This window comes from Bradyrhizobium sp. GW821-FHT13H06, from assembly GCF_058803975.1.
In genome coordinates this window covers 207,051-223,989 of sequence record NZ_JBXAPN010000012.1, presented here as the reverse complement: position 1 = coordinate 223,989, position 16,939 = coordinate 207,051, and the positions used below count along the sequence as shown (strand labels likewise).

The following is a 16,939-nucleotide window of genomic DNA, read 5'->3' as shown; positions in this document are numbered from 1 at the left end:
CGCCGCAGCGGACCGAACCATGAACGACTGTTACCTATCCATCCGGTCTGGTTTGTTACCCATCCATCCGCTGGACAAGCAGAGCTACGCAGTCAGCCGCTCGCTGGACCATTTCGAGAGGATAGAGACCCCTCACCCGGCTTCGCTTTCAGCGAAGCCACCCTCTCCCACAAGGGGTTGGCGGCGTGCCGTCGCCGAAAGCCCTACGCCGCCGAGGTCAGCCGCTGCAGGAACTGCGTCACCTCGCGCCGGAGCGTCTCGACCTCGCCGTGGACGCGTTCGGAGGCGCTGTTGACGCGGCTTGCCACACGGCCGGTGTCGGCGGCGGCTTCGCTGATGCCGGTGACGTTGGAAGACACCTGCGTGGTGCTGGCCGAGGCCTGCTGGACATTGTGGGCGATCTCGCGAGTGGCGAGACCCTGCTGCTCGATGGAGGTTGCGATCGCGGCGGTGATCGCGTCGATCTCGGCGATGGTCTGCGCGATCGCCTCGACCGCCGCGACCGAGTTGGTCGTCGATTGCTGCATCTCGCCGACCTTGGCGCTGATCTCCTCGGTCGCCTTCGCGGTCTGGTTGGCGAGACTCTTGACCTCGGAGGCCACCACCGCGAAACCGCGGCCGGCTTCCCCTGCCCGCGCCGCCTCGATGGTGGCGTTGAGCGCCAGCAGGTTGGTCTGCTCGGCGATCTCGCTGATCAGCCTGACGACGTCGCCGATCCGCAGCGCCGCGTCGGCGAGCGAACGGATCTCGCTGCCGGCGCGATTGGCCTCGTTCACCGCCCGTCCCGTGCTCGCGGTCGAGCCGGCCACCTGACGGCCGATCTCGGCGATCGATGACGCCAGCTCTTCTGCCGCGCTCGCCACCGTCGCGACGTTGCTGGAGGCTTGATCGGACGCGCTGCGCACGCCGGAGGTCTGACGGTTCGTCGTCTCGGCCGCCGCCGCCATCTGGCCGGCGTCGGATTCGAGATCGGTCGCGGCGCTCATCAGGCCGCCTGCGACCTCATCGAGGTGGGTGCCGAACTGCTTGGCGAGCTCGGCGATCTCGACGACGCGGCGGCCGAGGCTGTCGGTGCCCGAATTGATCACGGTGGCCGAACGGCGGAACGAGCCGGGCAGCCCGCGCGCCAGGATCTTGCGAAAATGCTTGCCGCGGCTGGCATAGTCCATCGACGCCGAGGCTTCGCGGACGAAGGCATCGGTGATGTCGAGCATGTCGTTGACCGATTTCTGGATCGTTCCGATGCGGCCGGGCTGCCGATCGCTGAACACGCGCGCTTCCAGATCGCCATGGGCGGCCTTGCGGCACACCTCCGCGGCTTCATCGATGGCAGCCAGCGAACGGCGCTGATTCCAGAGCGTGTAGCCGAGCAGCGCGACGATGACGCCGAGCAGCACGCCGCCCGGGGCAGCCGTCAGGGCGCCAGCCACCGACAATGCAAGGGCCGCGGCGGCGAGCAGACAGGCAAGGCCGGCAGCGGCTTGCGCCTTAGAGAGAGAGCACAAATTCATCGTAGGCGACACCGTTTTGCTTGAGCAGGCCGACCATCATCTCGAAGCTCGCGCGCATGCCGTCCTTGGCGTTGGCGTGGCGCGCCTCTTCGGCGCACAGAGCCTTGTAGATCGGCTTGATGCGCTCGATCTGCGCCGGATCGGGTTTGCGGCGGTTGGAATGATAGCCGACAATGTCGCCGCGATCGTCGAGCGTCGGGGTGACGTGAGCGAGCACCCAATAATGGCTGCCGTCCTTGGCGAGATTGACGACGTAGGCGAAGATTTCCTGCTTGGCCGCGAGCGTGTCCCACAACAGCTTGAAGACACAGCGCGGCATGTCCGGATGGCGGATCAGGCTGTGGGGCGCGCCCATCAGCTCCTTCCAGGAGAATTTCGCCATGCGGATGAAGACGTCGTTGGCGTAGGTAATGCGGCCTTTGAGATCTGTCTTCGATACGATCAGTTCTTCCTCACCGAGGAGATTTTCCACCCCAGTGGGACGTATCGCTTGCATCTGTTCGATCCTCGACAAAGGCCGGCCCGCAACGTCGCGGAGGCGCATCACAGCCTGTCTACGACAACAGTGTTAACCAGATGTAATCCCGGGAACTCCTGCGGGAGGCCTTGCCTCCGTATCACTACCTATCGCACGATCGTTGCACCTTGGACCATCGCACGCGTTGCGGACATCATCGCCGGCCTCTGTTTGAGCGGCCTTTGATTGCGCTCGCGCGACGGCGCTCGCCCAACGCGACTACATTGTCGCGCCGAGCACCCAGGGCGCGAACTCGGCGCCGCCGAAATCGAAGCTCTCGCTCTTGGTCGGCTGTCCCGAAGCGGTCTTGAGAATGAGATCGAAGATGCGCTGGCCGCACTGCGCGACGCTCTCCTCGCCTTCGAGGATGGTGCCGCAATTGACGTCCATGTCATCTTCCATTCGCTTGTACATGGGCGTGTTGGTGGCGAGCTTGATCGAGGGTGCCGGCTTGCAGCCGAACACGCTGCCGCGGCCCGTGGTGAAGCAGACCAGATTGGCGCCGCCGGCGACCTGCCCGGTCGCAGCCACCGGATCGTAGCCGGGCGTGTCCATGAAGACGAAGCCCTTCTTGGTAACGGGCTCGGCGTAGCGCAGTACCTCCACGAGGTTGGTGGTGCCGGCCTTCGCCATCGCGCCGAGCGACTTTTCCAGGATCGTGGTGAGACCGCCGGCCTTGTTGCCGGGGCTGGGATTGGCGTTCATCTCGGCGCCTTCGCGCGTCGTGTACTCGTCCCACCAGCGCATCAGATCCACCAGCTTCTGGCCGACCTCGCGGCTGACGGCGCGGCGCGTGAGCAGGTGCTCGGCGCCGTAGGTCTCCGGCGTCTCCGACAGGATCACGGTGCCGCCATGGCGCACGATGAGGTCGCTCGCCGCGCCGAGCGCGGGATTGGCGGATACGCCGGAATAGCCGTCCGAGCCGCCGCATTGCAGGGCCACGGTGAGCTCGCTGGCCGGCACCGTTTCCCGCCTGACCTTGTTGGCGTCAGCCAGCGCCTCGCGCACGAAGGCAATGCCCGCCTCCACCGTCTTGCGGGTGCCGCCGACCTCCTGAATGTCCATCGCGCGCAGGCGGCCGGCGAGCTTCTGCTCTTCCATCAGGCCGCCGATCTGGTTCACCTCGCAGCCGAGGCCGAGCACGATGACATGGGAGAAATTGACGTGCCGCGCATAGCCGCCGAGCGTGCGGCGGAGCAGCGCCAAGGGCTCGTTCTGCGTCATGCCGCAGCCGGTCTTGTGGGTCAGCGCGACCACGCCGTCGACGTTGGGGAAGTCGGCCAGCGGGTTGTCGCCGGTGAAGGGATTCTTCTTGAAGACGTCGGCGACGAGGCTCGCGACATGCGCGCTGCAATTCACCGAGGTGAGGATGCCGATATAGTTGCGCGTGGCGACGCGGCCGTCCGGGCGGCGGATCCCTTCGAAGGTCGCCGGCAGGTCGAAATTCGGCGTCGGCTTGACGTCGGCGCAATAGGCATAGTCCTTGGCGAAATCGCCCATGCCGCAATTGTGCACGTGCACGTGCTGGCCCGGCGCGATCGGCACCGTGGCAAAGCCGATGATCTGGCCGTAGCGCTTGATCGGCTCGCCCAACGCAATCGGCTTGATCGCGACCTTGTGGCCGGAGGGAATGCGATCGACCGTGGTCACGCCGTCAGCCACGCTTGTTCCAGGCGGCAGGCTCGCGCGCGCGATCACCACACCATCATCGGGATGCAGGCGGATGACGGGGCTGATGGTCATGGGAGTCTCCTTCGGAGGCGAATAGCGAACGGTGAGGAGCGAATGGAAAAGGGAGCGGCGCCATCGCCCCTCCCTATTTGCCATTCGCCCAGAGCTCAGGCCTTGCCGCCCGAATCCTTGCGGGTGGCGTTCACCTGCATCTTGGCGTAGGTCGTCATCAGGCCGACCTCGTTGGACAGCGTCACCAGCTTGAAGCCCATGTTGATGGCGCGCGCCGCGCCTTCCGCGCCGCTGCAATGGATGCCCGGGTTCAGACCGCGCTTGCCGCACTCCTTGATGATCTTGTCGTAGATCGCGAGGATCTCGGGTTCGGTACGATCGAGCTTGGGCTCCAGGCCGTAGGAGAAGCCGAGATCGGACGGGCCGATATAGACCCCGTCGATGCCTTCGACATCGAGGATCGCTTCCATGTTCTCGACCGCGGTCCGGGTCTCCATCATCGGCAGCAGCACGATCTCGTCGTTGGCCGTCTTCTGGTAGGAGCCAGCGGTGCCGTACATGCCGGCGCGGATCGGGCCGTTGGAGCGGACGCCCTTCGGCGGGTACTTCGAATACGAGACGAGGTTCCGGGCTTCCTGCGGCGTGTTGACCATCGGGCAGATCACGCCATAGGCGCCGCCGTCGAGCACCTTGCCGATGATGCCGGGCTCGTTCCAGGGCACGCGGACCATCGGCGTGATCGGATGCTTGTCCATGGCCTGGAAGCACTGCACCATCGACAGATAATCCTGTACGCCATGCTGCATGTCGACGGTGACGCTGTCGAAGCCGCACTGCGCGATCATCTCGGCCGAGAAGCCGGAGGGTATCGCAAGCCACGCGTTGACGACCGCCTTGCCCGACTTCCAGATCTCTTTGACTTTATTCGCCACGTTGCCTTCCTTCTTTGTTGATCTCACTCACTGTCGTTGCGAGCCACCGGGTCCGCGCGAAGCGCGGCCCGATGACGGGCTCCGCGAAGCAGTCCAGAATTTCTCCGCGATGACACTCTGGATTGCTCCGTCGCTGGCGCGCCTCGCAATGACGAAACGCGTCTAAGCCGTCGCCCTCTGGATGCTGACTTCGCTGACACCGACCTCACGGGCGGTGTTCACTATTGCCGCCCAGGTGTCATCCGGCAAGGGGATGCCGTTCCGGGTCCGCTCAGCGCGGGTCTTTCGCTCCGGATCGCCCGGAATCAGCACCTGATCGACCCCGGCCATCGGCTTGGTGGCGCGGATGAAATCGACATAGCGCGACACTTCGGCGTCGAAAAGGTTGGAGGTGTCGACGACTTTCGGATCGACATAGAACGCCAGCATGCCGTTGGCAAAGCGCCGCCCACCCGAGGTGGCGCCGGTTCCGGTCAGCGCGCCGCCCAGGAGCTCGCACATGAAGGCGAGGCCCGATCCCTTGTGCTCGCCGAAGGCACGGATCGCGCCCGTTCCCCTGGTGTGATCGCGCGGCCCGTCCGGCGTGTAGGGGCCGTAGAGCACGGCCGGATCCTCGCTCAAGGTCCCGTCGGAATCGACCAGTGCGCCCTTCGGCAGCTTCTTGCCGCCGCGGCTCGCGACCAGCACCTTGCCCTCGGCGACGACCGAGGTCGCAAAATCCAGCACGATCGGGTCCTGGCCCTCACGCGGGATGCCGACGCAATACGGCGCGGTCGACAGCCGCTTCTCGACGCCGCCGAACGGCGCGACCAGCAGCGAGCCCGCGGCATTGACGAAATGCACGGAGACGAGACCTTCGGCCGCCGCCATCTCGGCCCAATCGCCGACGCGGCCGATATGGCCGGCGTTGCGCAGTGCGACCGCGGCAAGCCCGGCCTTCCTGCATTTCTCGATACCGATCCTGACCGCCTGCGGCGTCACGGTCTGGCCGTAGCCGAACTTGCCGTCGACCACCGCGAGCGAGGGCGTGTCGAGCACGAGCTCCGCGTTCTGATTTGGGACGACCGATCCGGTCTTCTGCCAGCGGATATAGACGGGAACGCGGATCACGCCGTGGCTGTCATGGCCGGTCAGGTTCGCCGTGGTCAGATAGGTGGCGATACGCCTGGCCTCTTCCGACGAGGACTGCGCATGCGCGAAGACTTCGGTGACGAAGTCGATCAGCTTCTGGACCTGAATGGTGACCATGACGGCCTGTCTGCCTCTCCCCGGCGCCGACTTTGCAGCGATCGGCTTCGGCGGCACTTGAGCGAAAAAATGCGACCATGTCCATGGCCGCTGCCGCATGGGAGCGCATATCTGCTCTCACTCCTCGGGACTTGCTTCCTCGCTGGCGCCGAGCCCCGCGAGACTCCGTTCGAGCTCGCCGAGCATCTCCTGCAATTCGGCAAGCTTGCGTACGCCAAAGCGGCGCGTGATCTCCGCGTAGATCGCTTCGGACGTCGGCGCAACGGAGGCCATCAGCTTCACGCCGTCTTTCGAGATCGAGACCATGCTGCGGCGTTGATCCGTCTTGGCGGTCTTGCGCTCGATCAGGTTGCGCGCTTCGAGATCGCGCAGGATGCGCGACAGGCTTGGCCCGAGCAGGAACGCCGTGCGCGCGAGTTCCGTGACCTCGACCGCCTCGATGGAAGCGAGCGCGCGCAGGATGCGCCATTGCTGCTCGGTCAAGCCGTGCTCGCGCAGCGAGGGACGAAACTGCCGCATCACCGCCTCGCGGGCCCGCAGCAGCGACATCGGCAGCGAGCGCGAGAAGTCGCGCATCGGCACCTGTCTTGCGGCAGGTCCTGCGGCAGGCGCGCCTCCGTTGGCGGGATCGGCGGGTTTCTTCGTCATGACGCCCCTTCAAGCCGCAGAATGTTTGCAGTGCAGCAAGCCCGAATTGTGTTTGACGCATTCACTTAACATGTTAAGTATCTCCGGGCACCACGATTTGTCAGACTAAAGATGGCGCTTTCCAACGACGATATCCGAGCTTGCGCGAGGCGTCTGCACCAGGCGGAGAAGACCCGCACGCAGATCCGGCAGCTGTCGCAGGAATTCCCTGACATCACCATCGCCGATGCGTACGCGATTCAGAAGGCCTGGGTCGAGGTCAAGATCGCCGAAGGGCGCATCGTCAAGGGCCACAAGATCGGCCTGACCTCGAAGGCGATGCAGAGCGCGCTCAACATCGACGAGCCCGATTCCGGCGTACTGCTCGACGACATGTTCTTTGCCGATGGCGGGATCGTTCCGACCGAGCGCTTCATCGCGACGCGCGTCGAGGCCGAGCTCGCCTTCGTCATGAGCAGGCGGCTCTCAGGCCCCGACTGCACGATGTTCGACGTCCTCAACGCCACCGATTTCGTCGTGCCGGCGCTGGAGATCCTGGACACGCGGATCGAACGCGTCGATCCGACCACGAAAGCGACGCGAAAGATTTTCGACACCATCGCCGACAATGCCGCGAATGCCGGCATCGTGCTCGGAGGACGGCCGATCCGTCCGCTGGACGCGGACCTGCGCTGGATCGGCGCGCTCTGCTTCAAGAACGGCCAGCTGGAAGAGACGGGCCTTGCGGCCGGCGTACTCAATCATCCCGCCACAGCCGTGGCCTGGCTCGCCAACAAGATCGCGCCGCTCGGCCTTGCGCTGGAGCCCGGGCAGGTCGTGCTCGCGGGATCCTTCATCCGTCCGATCGAGACCCGCAAGGGCGACACAATTCAGGCCGATTATGGCGCCTACGGCTCGGTGAGTTGCTACTTCGCTTAGGCCAACAAGAAGACAGGGAGTGAAACGGCGATGCCGCATTTCACGATCGAATATTCGGCCAATCTCGACGGCCGTCTCGACATCGGCACGGTGTGTGAGGTCGTGCGCAAGGCAGCCAGCGAGACCGGCATCTTCCCGCTCGGCGGCATCCGCGTTCGCGCCATCCGCTGCGAGCACTATGCGATCGCGGACGCCCGCCAGGACTACGGCTTTCTCGACATGGTGCTGCGCATCGGCGAGGGCCGCGATCTCAAGACACGTCAGAACGCCGGCGAGCACGTCTTCCAGGCGCTCTCGAAACATCTCGATCCCGTCTTCGCCGCCAGCAGGTTCGCCCTGTCGTTCGACATGCAGATCAACGACAAGGACACCAGCTGGAAGCGCAACAACATCCACGACGCCCTGAAAGCGGAGGCCGCCCATGGATAAGCCCACGCCGAATGCCGATGTGTTCCAGGCCAACCGCGACCGCGTCGCACCGCTCTTGAAGACGTTGCGCGCCGATGGCATCGGCCACATGATCGACGGCAGGGTCGTCGCCTCGATCTCGGGCGAAACGTTCGAGACGAAATCCCCGGTCGATGGCGCCGTGCTCGCAAGCATTGCCCGCGGCAATGCGGAGGACATCGACGCTGCGGCAACCGCGGCTGCGCTTGCGTTCAAGTCCTGGCGCGACATGGGACCGGCGATGCGGCGCAAGCTGCTGAATCGCGTGGCCGATGCGATCGAAGACAATGCCGAGGACATCGCGGTGCTCGAATGCATCGACACCGGCCAGGCCTATCGTTTCATGGCCAAGGCCGCGATCCGCGCCGCCGAGAATTTCCGCTTCTTCGCCGACAAAAGCGCGGAGGCGCGCGACGGCCTCAACACGCCGAGCGACGAGCACTGGAACGTCTCGACGCGTGTGCCGATCGGACCGGTCGGCGTGATCACGCCGTGGAACACGCCTTTCATGCTCTCGACCTGGAAGATCGCGCCAGCCTTGGCCGCCGGCTGCACCGTCGTGCACAAGCCGGCCGAATGGTCGCCGGTGACGGCTTCCATTCTGGCGAAGCTCGTCAAGGAAGCCGGCGTGCCCGACGGCGTGCTCAATACCGTCCACGGCTTCGGTGAAGAGGCCGGCAAGGCGCTGACCGAGCATCCCGCCATCAAGGCGATCGGCTTCGTCGGCGAAAGCGCGACGGGCTCGGCCATCATGATGCAGGGTGCGCCGACCCTGAAGCGCGTGCATTTCGAGCTCGGCGGCAAGAACCCCGTCATCGTGTTCGACGACGCCGATCTCGACCGCGCGCTCGATGCGGTCGTGTTCATGATCTACTCGCTCAACGGCGAACGTTGCACCTCGTCGAGCCGCCTGCTGATCCAGCAGAGCATCGCCGAGAGATTCGTGGAGAAGCTGGCCGCGCGCGTGAAGGCGTTGAAGGTCGGCCATCCCCTCGATCCCGCCACCGAGATCGGGCCACTGATCCACGAGCGGCACCTCGCAAAAGTCTGCTCCTATTTCGACGTCGCGCGCCAGGACGGCGCGACGATCGCGGTCGGCGGCAAGGCTTATGACGGGCCCGGCGGCGGGCACTATGTCGAGCCGACGCTGGTGACCGGCGCGCATGGCAAGATGCGCGTGGCGCAGGAGGAGGTGTTCGGGCCGTTCCTCACCGTGCTGCCGTTCCGCGACGAGACGGACGCGATCGAGATCGCCAACGACATCCGCTACGGCCTCACCGGCTATGTCTGGACCAACGACATGGGCCGGGCGCTGCGCGTGGCCGATGCGCTGGAGGCCGGAATGATCTGGCTGAACTCGGAGAACGTCCGCCACCTGCCGACGCCGTTCGGCGGCATGAAGGCCTCGGGCATCGGCCGCGACGGCGGCGATTACTCGTTCGACTTCTACATGGAAACCAAGCACGTCTCGCTGGCGCGGGGCACGCACAAGATTCAGAGACTGGGAGCTTAGAACCGCCGTCGTTCCGGGACGATGCGAAGCATCGGACCCGGAACCTCGATATTCCGGGTTCGGCTCTTCGAGCCGCCCCGGAATGACGGGGGGCCTAACGAGGGGAAACGCACATGCCCGTACCGCAACACGTCTTCGAGCCGCCGTTCAACATCATCAGGTCCAGCCACGTCGTGCTCGACGTCACCGATCTGAAGCTGAGCCGGGAGTTCTACGAGACCATCGTCGGCCTGCATGTCGAGGATGCCGACGACAATGTCGTTTACCTGCGCGCGGCCGAGGAGCACCAGCATCACTCGCTGGTGCTGCGCAAGGCGGCAGCGCCGGCCTGCGCGCGGCTCGGCTTCAAGGTCGGCAACGACAAGGATCTCGACAAGGCAGCGGCCTTTCTCTCCGAGAACGGCCTGGCCTACGCCTTCGTCGATCAGCCGTTCCAGGCCCGCACATTGCAGTTCACCGATCCCTTCGGCTTCCAGATCGAGCTCTACGCCTCGATGGACCGGCGGCCGCATATGCTGCGCCGCTACGACCTCTACCGGGGCTGCCATCCGCAGCGGCTCGATCATTTCAACGTCTTCGCTGCCGAGGTGCAGGACACGATGGAATTCTACGCCCGGCTCGGCTTCCGCCTCACCGAATACGCCGAGGAGGACGGCCCGAACGGGCGCATCGCCGCGGCCTGGATGCATCGCAAGGGCAACGTCCATGATTTCGCCATCACCAACGGCAAGGGTCCGCGCCTGCACCATTTCGCCTACTGGACGCCGACGGCGATGAACATCATCCATCTCTGCGATGTCATGGCCTCGCAAGGTTTCGTGAAGAACATCGAGCGTGGGCCGGGACGCCACGGCATCTCGAACGCGTTCTTCCTTTATGTGCGCGATCCCGACGGACACCGCCTCGAGCTCTACACCAGCGACTACTTCACAGGGGATCACGACCACGCGCCGCTGCGCTGGTCGCTGCGTGATCCGCGCCGCCAGACGCTGTGGGGCGCGCCCGCCCCGCGCTCCTGGTTCGAGCAGGGCTCGCCGTTTTCGGGCCAGGCCGTGCGCGAGCCGAAATTCGTGGCCGACGTGCTGGTGGCGGACTGATGACCCTCCCTCGCCTCGCCACCTATTCCGTCAAGGGTGCAACCCGCTACGGCGCCGTCGTGGACGGCGGCCTCGTCGATCTCTCCGCGCGTTACGGCAAGGACTATCCGACACTGCGCGAGGTGATCGCAGCAGGCAAGCTCTTGAACCTTGCCGAGGAAGCCGCGGGGCGCGCACCTGATCACGCGCCCAGCGAGATCACCTGGCTGCCGCCGGTGCCCGCGCCGGAGAAAATCATCTGCATCGGCGTCAACTATCCCGACCGCAACGCCGAGTACAAGGACGGCCAGGACGCGCCGAAATATCCGAGCATGTTCATGCGCTCGCCGCGCTCCTTCGTCGGGCACGACACGCCGCTGGTGCGCCCGCGCGCGTCCGCGCAGCTCGACTATGAGGGCGAGATCGTGCTGGTGATCGGCAAGCAAGGCCGGCACATTCCGGAAAGCGCCGCGCTCGATCACATCGCCGCGCTGACGCTCTGTAACGAGGGCTCGGTACGCGACTGGCTGCGCCATGCCAAGTTCAACGTCACCCAGGGCAAGAACTTCGACTCCAGCGGCAGCCTCGGCCCGTGGCTCGTGCCCTACACATCAGAATCGCAGATTGCGGACATTCGCCTCACCACGCACGTCAACGGCGAACTCAGACAGGACGATCGCACCAGCCGGTTGATGTTTCCGTTCCGCTATCTCGTGAACTATATCTCGACCTTCGCAACCCTCGTCCCCGGCGATATCATCGTCACGGGCACGCCGACCGGCGCGGGCGCGCGGTTCGATCCGCCGCGGTACCTGAAGCCCGGCGACGTCGTCGAGGTCGAGGCCGAGGGCATCGGCCTCTTGCGCAACGGCGTCGTCGACGAAGCCTGAACAATCATCGAAGTGGAATAGCCAGATGACCACCCTCACCGGCGGCGAAGCGATCGTAAGCGGCCTGGTCGCCCATGGCGTCGACACAGTATTCGGCCTGCCCGGCGCGCAGGTCTACGGCCTGTTCGACGCCTTCCATCAGGCCCAGCTCAAGGTGATCGGCGCACGGCACGAGCAGGCCTGCGGCTACATGGCCTTCGGCTATGCGCGCTCCAGCGGCCGGCCCGGCGTGTTCAGCGTCGTGCCCGGCCCCGGCGTGCTCAATGCCAGCGCCGCCTTGCTCACGGCGTTCGGCTGCAACGAGCCGGTGCTGTGCGTCACCGGCCAGGTGCCGACGCAGTTCCTCGGCAAGGGCCGCGGTCATCTGCACGAGATGCCGGATCAGCTCGCGACCTTGCGCACCTATGTAAAATGGGCCGACCGGATCGAATATCCCGGCAACGCGCCGACGGTCGTGGCGCGTGCGTTCCAGGAGATGATGTCGGGACGGCGCGGCCCCGCCTCGGTCGAGATGCCCTGGGACGTCTTCACCCAGCGCGCGGATACGGCGGCTGCTCAAGTGCTGGAGCCGCTGCCCGCGCCGCGGCCCGATCCCGATCTGGTCAGGCTGGCGGCCGCGCTCATCAAGACCAGCAAGGCACCGATGATCTTCGTCGGCAGCGGCGCGATCGAGGCGGGCGAGGAGATCCTCGAGCTCGCCGAGATGATCGATGCGCCCGTGGTTGCCTTCCGCAGCGGCCGCGGCATCGTCTCCAACGCGCACGAACTCGGCCTGACCATGGCCGCGGCCTACAAGCTTTGGCCGACAACCGATCTGATGATCGCAATCGGCACGCGCGCTGAGCTGCCGGCCTCGGGCTTTCGCTGGCCTTATCAACCGAGTGGACTGAAATCCATTCGGATCGATATCGACCCGGTCGAGATGCGCCGGATCACCTCCGATGCGGCCATCGTCGCCGATGCCCAGGCCGGTACGGCCGATCTCGTCGCGGCCGTGAAGAAAGCCGGCTATGCGCGCACCCGTGGCCGGCGGGAGGCGATCCGCGAGGCCACGGCGTCAGCGCAAGCCGAGATCCAGCGCATCCAGCCGCAGATGGCCTATCTCGACATCCTGCGCGAGGTGCTGCCGGCGAACGCGATCGTCACCGATGAACTGTCGCAGGTCGGCTTCGCCTCCTGGTACGGCTTCCCGGTCTACCAGCCGCGCACCTTCATCACCTCGGGCTATCAGGGCACGCTCGGCTCGGGCTTTCCGACCGCGCTTGGTGCGAAGGTCGCCAATCCCGACAAGCCGGTGGTCGCCATCACTGGCGACGGCGGCTTCATGTTCGGCGTGCAGGAACTCTCGACCGCCGTGCAGTTCAACATCGGCGTGGTCACGCTGGTGTTCAACAACAACGCCTATGGCAACGTCCGCCGCGACCAGCGCGAACGTTTCGACGGCCGCGTGGTGGCATCGGACCTCGTCAATCCGGATTTCGTCAAGCTCGCGGAGTCCTTTGGCGTGGCGGCCGCGCGCGTCACCGCGCCGGATCAGTTCAGGGCCGTGCTGGAGAAGGCACTTGCCCATGGCGGGCCGTATCTGATCTCGGTCGAGGTGACCAGGGATTCGGAAGTGAGCCCCTGGACCTTCATCCACCCGCCGAAGTCGTAATCCTCATGGTGAGGAGGCGCGCCAGCGCCGTCTCGAACCATGAAGGCCCCCCCGCTGCTGCAGCTCGGCCTTCATCCTTCGAGACGCGCGCAAGAGCGCGCTCCTCAGGATGAGGAGATGGATCAGCGCGTCCTGCGAAACGTCAGATTGATCCGCTTGCGTCCGAGCAGCGGATGCTCGCCATCGGCGAGCGGCGCCACGCCGTGATAGGCGAGCCTGCTCGGCCCGCCCCAGACCACGACGTCGCCATGGACGAGCCGGAAGCGGCGCGGCTTGTCGCTGCGCGCCAGGCCGCCGAACAGGAAGGTCGCGGGCAGGCCGAGCGAGACCGAGACGATCGGCGCCGAATAGTCCAGCTCGTCCTTGTCCTGGTGCAGCGACAATCGGGTGCCGGGCTCGTAGCGGTTGACGAGACAGGCATCGGGCGCGAAGCCGGCGAAACCGCCCTGCTCCGCAGCGCGGCGGGCGAGATCCCGGAACACAGGCGGCATCTCCGGCCAGGGCGCTCCGGTGCGCGGGTCGACGGGATCGTAGCGATAGCCGGTGTGATCGGTGATCCAGCCGCGCTCGCCGCAATTGGTCATCGCCACCGACATCTGGTAGCCGCCGGGCGTGGTCATCCGCCGGAACGGAGATTGCGCCGCGATGGCGCGCACCGCTTCGATCAGCTCGCTCTCGATCGGCTTGACGAAGCCGCGCAGCAGCACGGCGCCGTCGGCGATCTCCTCGCGAGACGGCTGTGCTTCGGCAACACTGTCAAACAGATCACCCGTCAATCGCAGCGCTCATTTGGCATCATGAAAGATCACGCCCAGCGTGTGGCGCTGGCCGGACCTGATGCGGCTGACACCATGGCGCAGATTAACGCGATAGGTGCCGCGTGTCCCCTGCACCGGGCGGTGATGCACAGCGAAGGCGACCGCGTCGCCCTGCGCGAGCGGCACGACCTCGGCGCGGGACTGCATGCGCGGGCGCTGCTCGGTCAGCACGAACTCGCCACCGGTGAAATCGCGGCCGGGCTCGGAGAGCAGGATCGCGACCTGGAGCGGGAACACATGCTCGCCATAGAGGTCCTGGTGCAGGCAATTGTAGTCGCCGGCTTCGTATTGCAGCAGCAGCGGTGTCGGCCGCGCCTGTCCGGCCTCATGGCAGCGCTTCAGAAAGGCCGCATGGCTTTCGGGATAGCGGATGTCGATCCCCATCGCCTCGTTCCAGCGATTGGCGACGCCTTGCAGATGCGCGTAGAGCGCCGGGCGGAGCCGCGCGATCAGGTCGGGCAGCGGATAGGAGAAGTACTTGTACTCGCCGCGGCCAAAGCCGTGGCGGCCCATGACGATGCGGCTGCGGAAGTGCGCGTCATCGGGATAGAGCGCGGCGATGGCGCTGCATTGATCGGGCGTGAGCAGGCCCTTCAGGACGGCGCAGCCCTGGGAGTCGAGCTCGGCGGTGATTTGCGGCCAGTCGAGGGCGTCGATGTGGGCGACGAGGTTGGTGAACGGCGCTTGGGGCGATTTGCGTGCGGTCATTGTCATAACAATCACCTTTGCAGCTCGACGTTCACCCCGCCACCCGATTTCCGATGACTATCTCCCCCGTCATTGCGAGCGCAGCGAAGCAATCCAGAGTGCCACCGTGGAATCAGTCTGGATTGCTTCGTCGCAAGGGCTCCTCGCAATGACGTGGAGAGAGTTGCGCCCGCAACGCAGTTTCGTAGGGTGGGCAAAGGCGCTCTTGCGCCGTGCCCACACCTTCGCAAGACGTGGGCACGCTTCGCTTTGCCCACCCTACGGGACCGTCGCTTATGAACCAACGATCCTTCCCCGCCCCCCAGGTGTGAACCGAGCTATCCCCGCACCGGCAGCGTCACCACCTCGTAGCCGTGCTTGATCGTGCGCTTCAGCACGGGATCCTCCAGCTCGAAGTCGAAGCGGTCGGCGGGGCGGATGCCGCCTTTGGCGGCGAAGGTGCCGCCGAACATGGCGCAGCCGTCGGGGAACTTTCCGCCCGGAAAACCGCGCGCGATGAGGTCAGCGACCGGCAGCATCGCATCCAACGTGCCTTCCTGGTAGAGCACGCGCTCGCCCTTGATGGTGGCGTAGGAGCGCAGGATCATCTTGTCCCAGTGGCCGATGACGTCTTCGAGCTCCCACAGGGTGGAGGCGATGGGCTTGTCGCACATCTGCTTGGACACCGTGACGCTGTAGGCCTCGACCTTGCGGTCGGTGTGGTCGGAGCCGCAGCCGACGAAGATGCGGCCCTGCCAGCCGATCAGCACGAACTCGACCTCGCCACTGGAATCGCCGCCGGTGCATTCGATGCGGTCTTCCTGGGTCAGTCGCCGCGCCGAAGCGCGATAGTAGATCGGCGTCGAGGCCGGGCGTGCGATGCCGACCGCCTCGAGCTCGGCGATGTGCTTGTCGCGGGCGACGGGATCGCGGCCGGTCCAGCCGGCGATGACCATCTGGTCGATCGCCAGCGTCAGCGGCGTGGTGGTGTCCTGGGCATCGACGGTGAAAGTCAGGTCAAACACGAATTGCGGTCTCCATGCCGGCAGCAAGCTCGAAAATGCGACGGTCTGATCCGCCCGCCCCCGCCAGCATCAGGCCGACGGGGACGTCGCCCTGGCGATGCGCAGGGATCGAGATGGCGCAGCCATCGATCATGTTGATCAGGGTGCAGTTGCGCAGCGCGCGCAGGTTTTCGGTGGTGAAGGCCTTGTCGTCGGCGAGATCGGCGATCTTCGGCGGCGTGTTGGCGGTGGTCGGCAGCACCAGCGCGTCATAGGACGCAATGCGCGCATTGACGCGGGCGATCAGCGAGCGGCGCTCGTTGAGAAGATCGATGTAATCGGCCGCGCTCTGTGACTCGCCGCGCATGATGCGCACGGCGACCCTGGGATCATAGACATCGCCCTTCGCCGTAATGAGATAGCGATGCCAGGCATAGCTTTCAGAGGCCGCAAAACCGCCTTTGGCGTTCATCGGGCCGACATCGTGGAACTCGGCCATCTCGATGCGCTCGATGATGGCGCCGTGATCGGCAAGCGTCTTCAGGGCGCGCTCGAAGGTCTTGGCCACTTCCGCGTCCAGGTCGTCGAGCGCGATCATGGTGGGCACCGCGAGCCGCATGCCCAGGATCGGCCGCGGCTTCAGCGCGACGATCGGCTCGTTCGCGAGCACGGCGTCGAGTATGGCACAGCAGCTGACCGATCGTGCCAGCGGGCCGATGCTGTCGAGCGAGAACGAGAGCGGCACGGAGCCGTCGAGCGGCACGCGGCGCTGCGTCGGCTTGTAGCCGACGATGCCGTTGAAGGCAGCCGGAATCCGGCAGGAGCCGCCGGTGTCGGTGCCGAGCGCGCCATGCGCCATGCCATCCAGCACCGAAACGGCCGCACCCGAGGAGGAGCCGCCGGGCACGTGCCCCTCGCTCCGGTTCCAGGCGCCCTTCGGCGTGCCGTAATGTGGATTGATGCCGATGCCGGAATAGGCGAACTCGGTCATGTTGGTGCGGCCGATCACGACGAACCCGGCCCTGCGCAGCCGCGCCACCGTTGCGGCATCCTGCTCGGCCGGCGGGGAATCGTCGAGCGCGCGCGAGCCGGCGCGCGTCACCTGGCCCTTGATGTCGAAGAGATCCTTGATCGAGATCGGAATGCCGGCATAGCGCGACGGCGCCGCCTTGGCCTTGCGCAAGCCGTCCATTGCATCGGCCGCCGCCAGCGCGGCGTCCTTGTCGACATGGATGAAGGCGCGCTGGCCTTCGCCGGCGGGATCGGCGATCCTGGCGATGCACGCCTCGACCAGCTTGCGGGCGGTCGTGCGGCCGCTTTCGAGGTCTTCGGCGAGCTTCGCCAGTGTCGGAAAATCAGGCATGTCTGTCTCACGGAATATTGGCGCGCGCAA

General features: G+C 65.7%; 16 protein-coding genes. 6 read left to right on the top strand and 10 right to left on the bottom strand.

Annotated features, from left to right (window positions below; translation table 11 throughout):
• Positions 1-203: 203 nt before the first annotated feature.
• From AC1RQP_RS35035 to hpaR, 6 genes are all read right to left on the bottom strand, one after another.
• The gene (locus tag AC1RQP_RS35035) at positions 204-1,511 is read right to left on the bottom strand and encodes a methyl-accepting chemotaxis protein (RefSeq protein WP_492941797.1); all 1,308 of its coding nucleotides are present in this window, start codon (positions 1,509-1,511) and stop codon (positions 204-206) included.
• Positions 1,489-2,007: a PAS domain-containing protein gene (locus tag AC1RQP_RS35030; RefSeq protein WP_239622306.1), complete on the bottom strand. Its 519-nt coding sequence runs from the start codon at positions 2,005-2,007 to the stop codon at positions 1,489-1,491. Before AC1RQP_RS35030 ends, AC1RQP_RS35035 begins: the two co-directional genes overlap by 23 nt.
• A gap of 240 nt (positions 2,008-2,247) precedes the next feature.
• Complete coding sequence (locus AC1RQP_RS35025) at positions 2,248-3,771, bottom strand: UxaA family hydrolase (protein ID WP_492941795.1); 1,524 nt, start codon at positions 3,769-3,771, stop codon at positions 2,248-2,250.
• A gap of 95 nt (positions 3,772-3,866) precedes the next feature.
• Positions 3,867-4,643: an HpcH/HpaI aldolase family protein gene (locus AC1RQP_RS35020; RefSeq protein WP_239622304.1), complete on the bottom strand. Its 777-nt coding sequence runs from the start codon at positions 4,641-4,643 to the stop codon at positions 3,867-3,869.
• A gap of 162 nt (positions 4,644-4,805) precedes the next feature.
• Positions 4,806-5,891: a malate/lactate/ureidoglycolate dehydrogenase gene (locus tag AC1RQP_RS35015; RefSeq protein ID WP_492941793.1), complete on the bottom strand. Its 1,086-nt coding sequence runs from the start codon at positions 5,889-5,891 to the stop codon at positions 4,806-4,808.
• A gap of 117 nt (positions 5,892-6,008) precedes the next feature.
• Positions 6,009-6,539 carry a homoprotocatechuate degradation operon regulator HpaR gene (gene hpaR, locus AC1RQP_RS35010; protein WP_239622302.1) on the bottom strand — a complete coding sequence of 177 codons (531 nt, stop codon included), beginning with the start codon at positions 6,537-6,539 and terminating at the stop codon, positions 6,009-6,011.
• 111 nt (positions 6,540-6,650) lie between these two features.
• Here hpaR and hpaH point away from each other — a divergent pair, with 111 nt between their 5' ends.
• The 6 genes from hpaH to AC1RQP_RS34980 all read left to right on the top strand — a co-directional run bounded on the left by hpaH (position 6,651) and on the right by AC1RQP_RS34980 (position 13,037).
• Positions 6,651-7,457 (top strand): 2-oxo-hept-4-ene-1,7-dioate hydratase, encoded by an 807-nt coding sequence (gene hpaH / locus AC1RQP_RS35005; protein WP_239622301.1) that lies wholly within the window; start codon positions 6,651-6,653, stop codon positions 7,455-7,457.
• A gap of 30 nt (positions 7,458-7,487) precedes the next feature.
• Entirely contained in the window at positions 7,488-7,886 is a 399-nt protein-coding gene (locus AC1RQP_RS35000; RefSeq protein WP_239622300.1) for a 5-carboxymethyl-2-hydroxymuconate Delta-isomerase, read from the top strand.
• On the top strand, positions 7,879-9,417 hold the full coding sequence (gene hpaE, locus AC1RQP_RS34995; protein WP_492941790.1) for a 5-carboxymethyl-2-hydroxymuconate semialdehyde dehydrogenase: 1,539 nt from the start codon (positions 7,879-7,881) through the stop codon (positions 9,415-9,417). Before AC1RQP_RS35000 ends, hpaE begins: the two co-directional genes overlap by 8 nt.
• Positions 9,418-9,530: 113 nt before the next feature.
• Positions 9,531-10,514, top strand: a complete 984-nt coding sequence (gene hpaD / locus AC1RQP_RS34990) for a 3,4-dihydroxyphenylacetate 2,3-dioxygenase (protein ID WP_492941788.1) — start codon at positions 9,531-9,533, stop codon at positions 10,512-10,514.
• Entirely contained in the window at positions 10,514-11,383 is an 870-nt protein-coding gene (locus tag AC1RQP_RS34985) for a fumarylacetoacetate hydrolase family protein (RefSeq protein WP_492941786.1), read from the top strand. The genes hpaD and AC1RQP_RS34985 overlap by 1 nt, the downstream gene beginning before the upstream one ends.
• 25 nt (positions 11,384-11,408) lie before the next feature.
• On the top strand, positions 11,409-13,037 hold the full coding sequence (locus AC1RQP_RS34980) for a thiamine pyrophosphate-dependent enzyme (protein WP_492941784.1): 1,629 nt from the start codon (positions 11,409-11,411) through the stop codon (positions 13,035-13,037).
• 122 nt (positions 13,038-13,159) lie between these two features.
• Here the strand turns inward: AC1RQP_RS34980 and alkB are convergent, their stop codons facing one another.
• From alkB to AC1RQP_RS34960, 4 genes are all read right to left on the bottom strand, one after another.
• Positions 13,160-13,813: a DNA oxidative demethylase AlkB gene (gene alkB / locus AC1RQP_RS34975; protein WP_492941782.1), complete on the bottom strand. Its 654-nt coding sequence runs from the start codon at positions 13,811-13,813 to the stop codon at positions 13,160-13,162.
• Positions 13,814-13,822: 9 nt separating this feature from the next.
• Positions 13,823-14,569, bottom strand: a complete 747-nt coding sequence (locus AC1RQP_RS34970; RefSeq protein ID WP_492941780.1) for a 2OG-Fe(II) oxygenase — start codon at positions 14,567-14,569, stop codon at positions 13,823-13,825.
• A 311-nt stretch (positions 14,570-14,880) separates the two neighbouring features.
• On the bottom strand, positions 14,881-15,567 hold the full coding sequence (locus AC1RQP_RS34965) for a DUF2848 domain-containing protein (RefSeq protein WP_492941778.1): 687 nt from the start codon (positions 15,565-15,567) through the stop codon (positions 14,881-14,883).
• A complete protein-coding gene (locus tag AC1RQP_RS34960) occupies positions 15,560-16,909 on the bottom strand; it encodes an amidase (protein ID WP_492941776.1) in 1,350 nt (449 codons plus the stop codon). Before AC1RQP_RS34960 ends, AC1RQP_RS34965 begins: the two co-directional genes overlap by 8 nt.
• Positions 16,910-16,939: the final 30 nt, after the last annotated feature.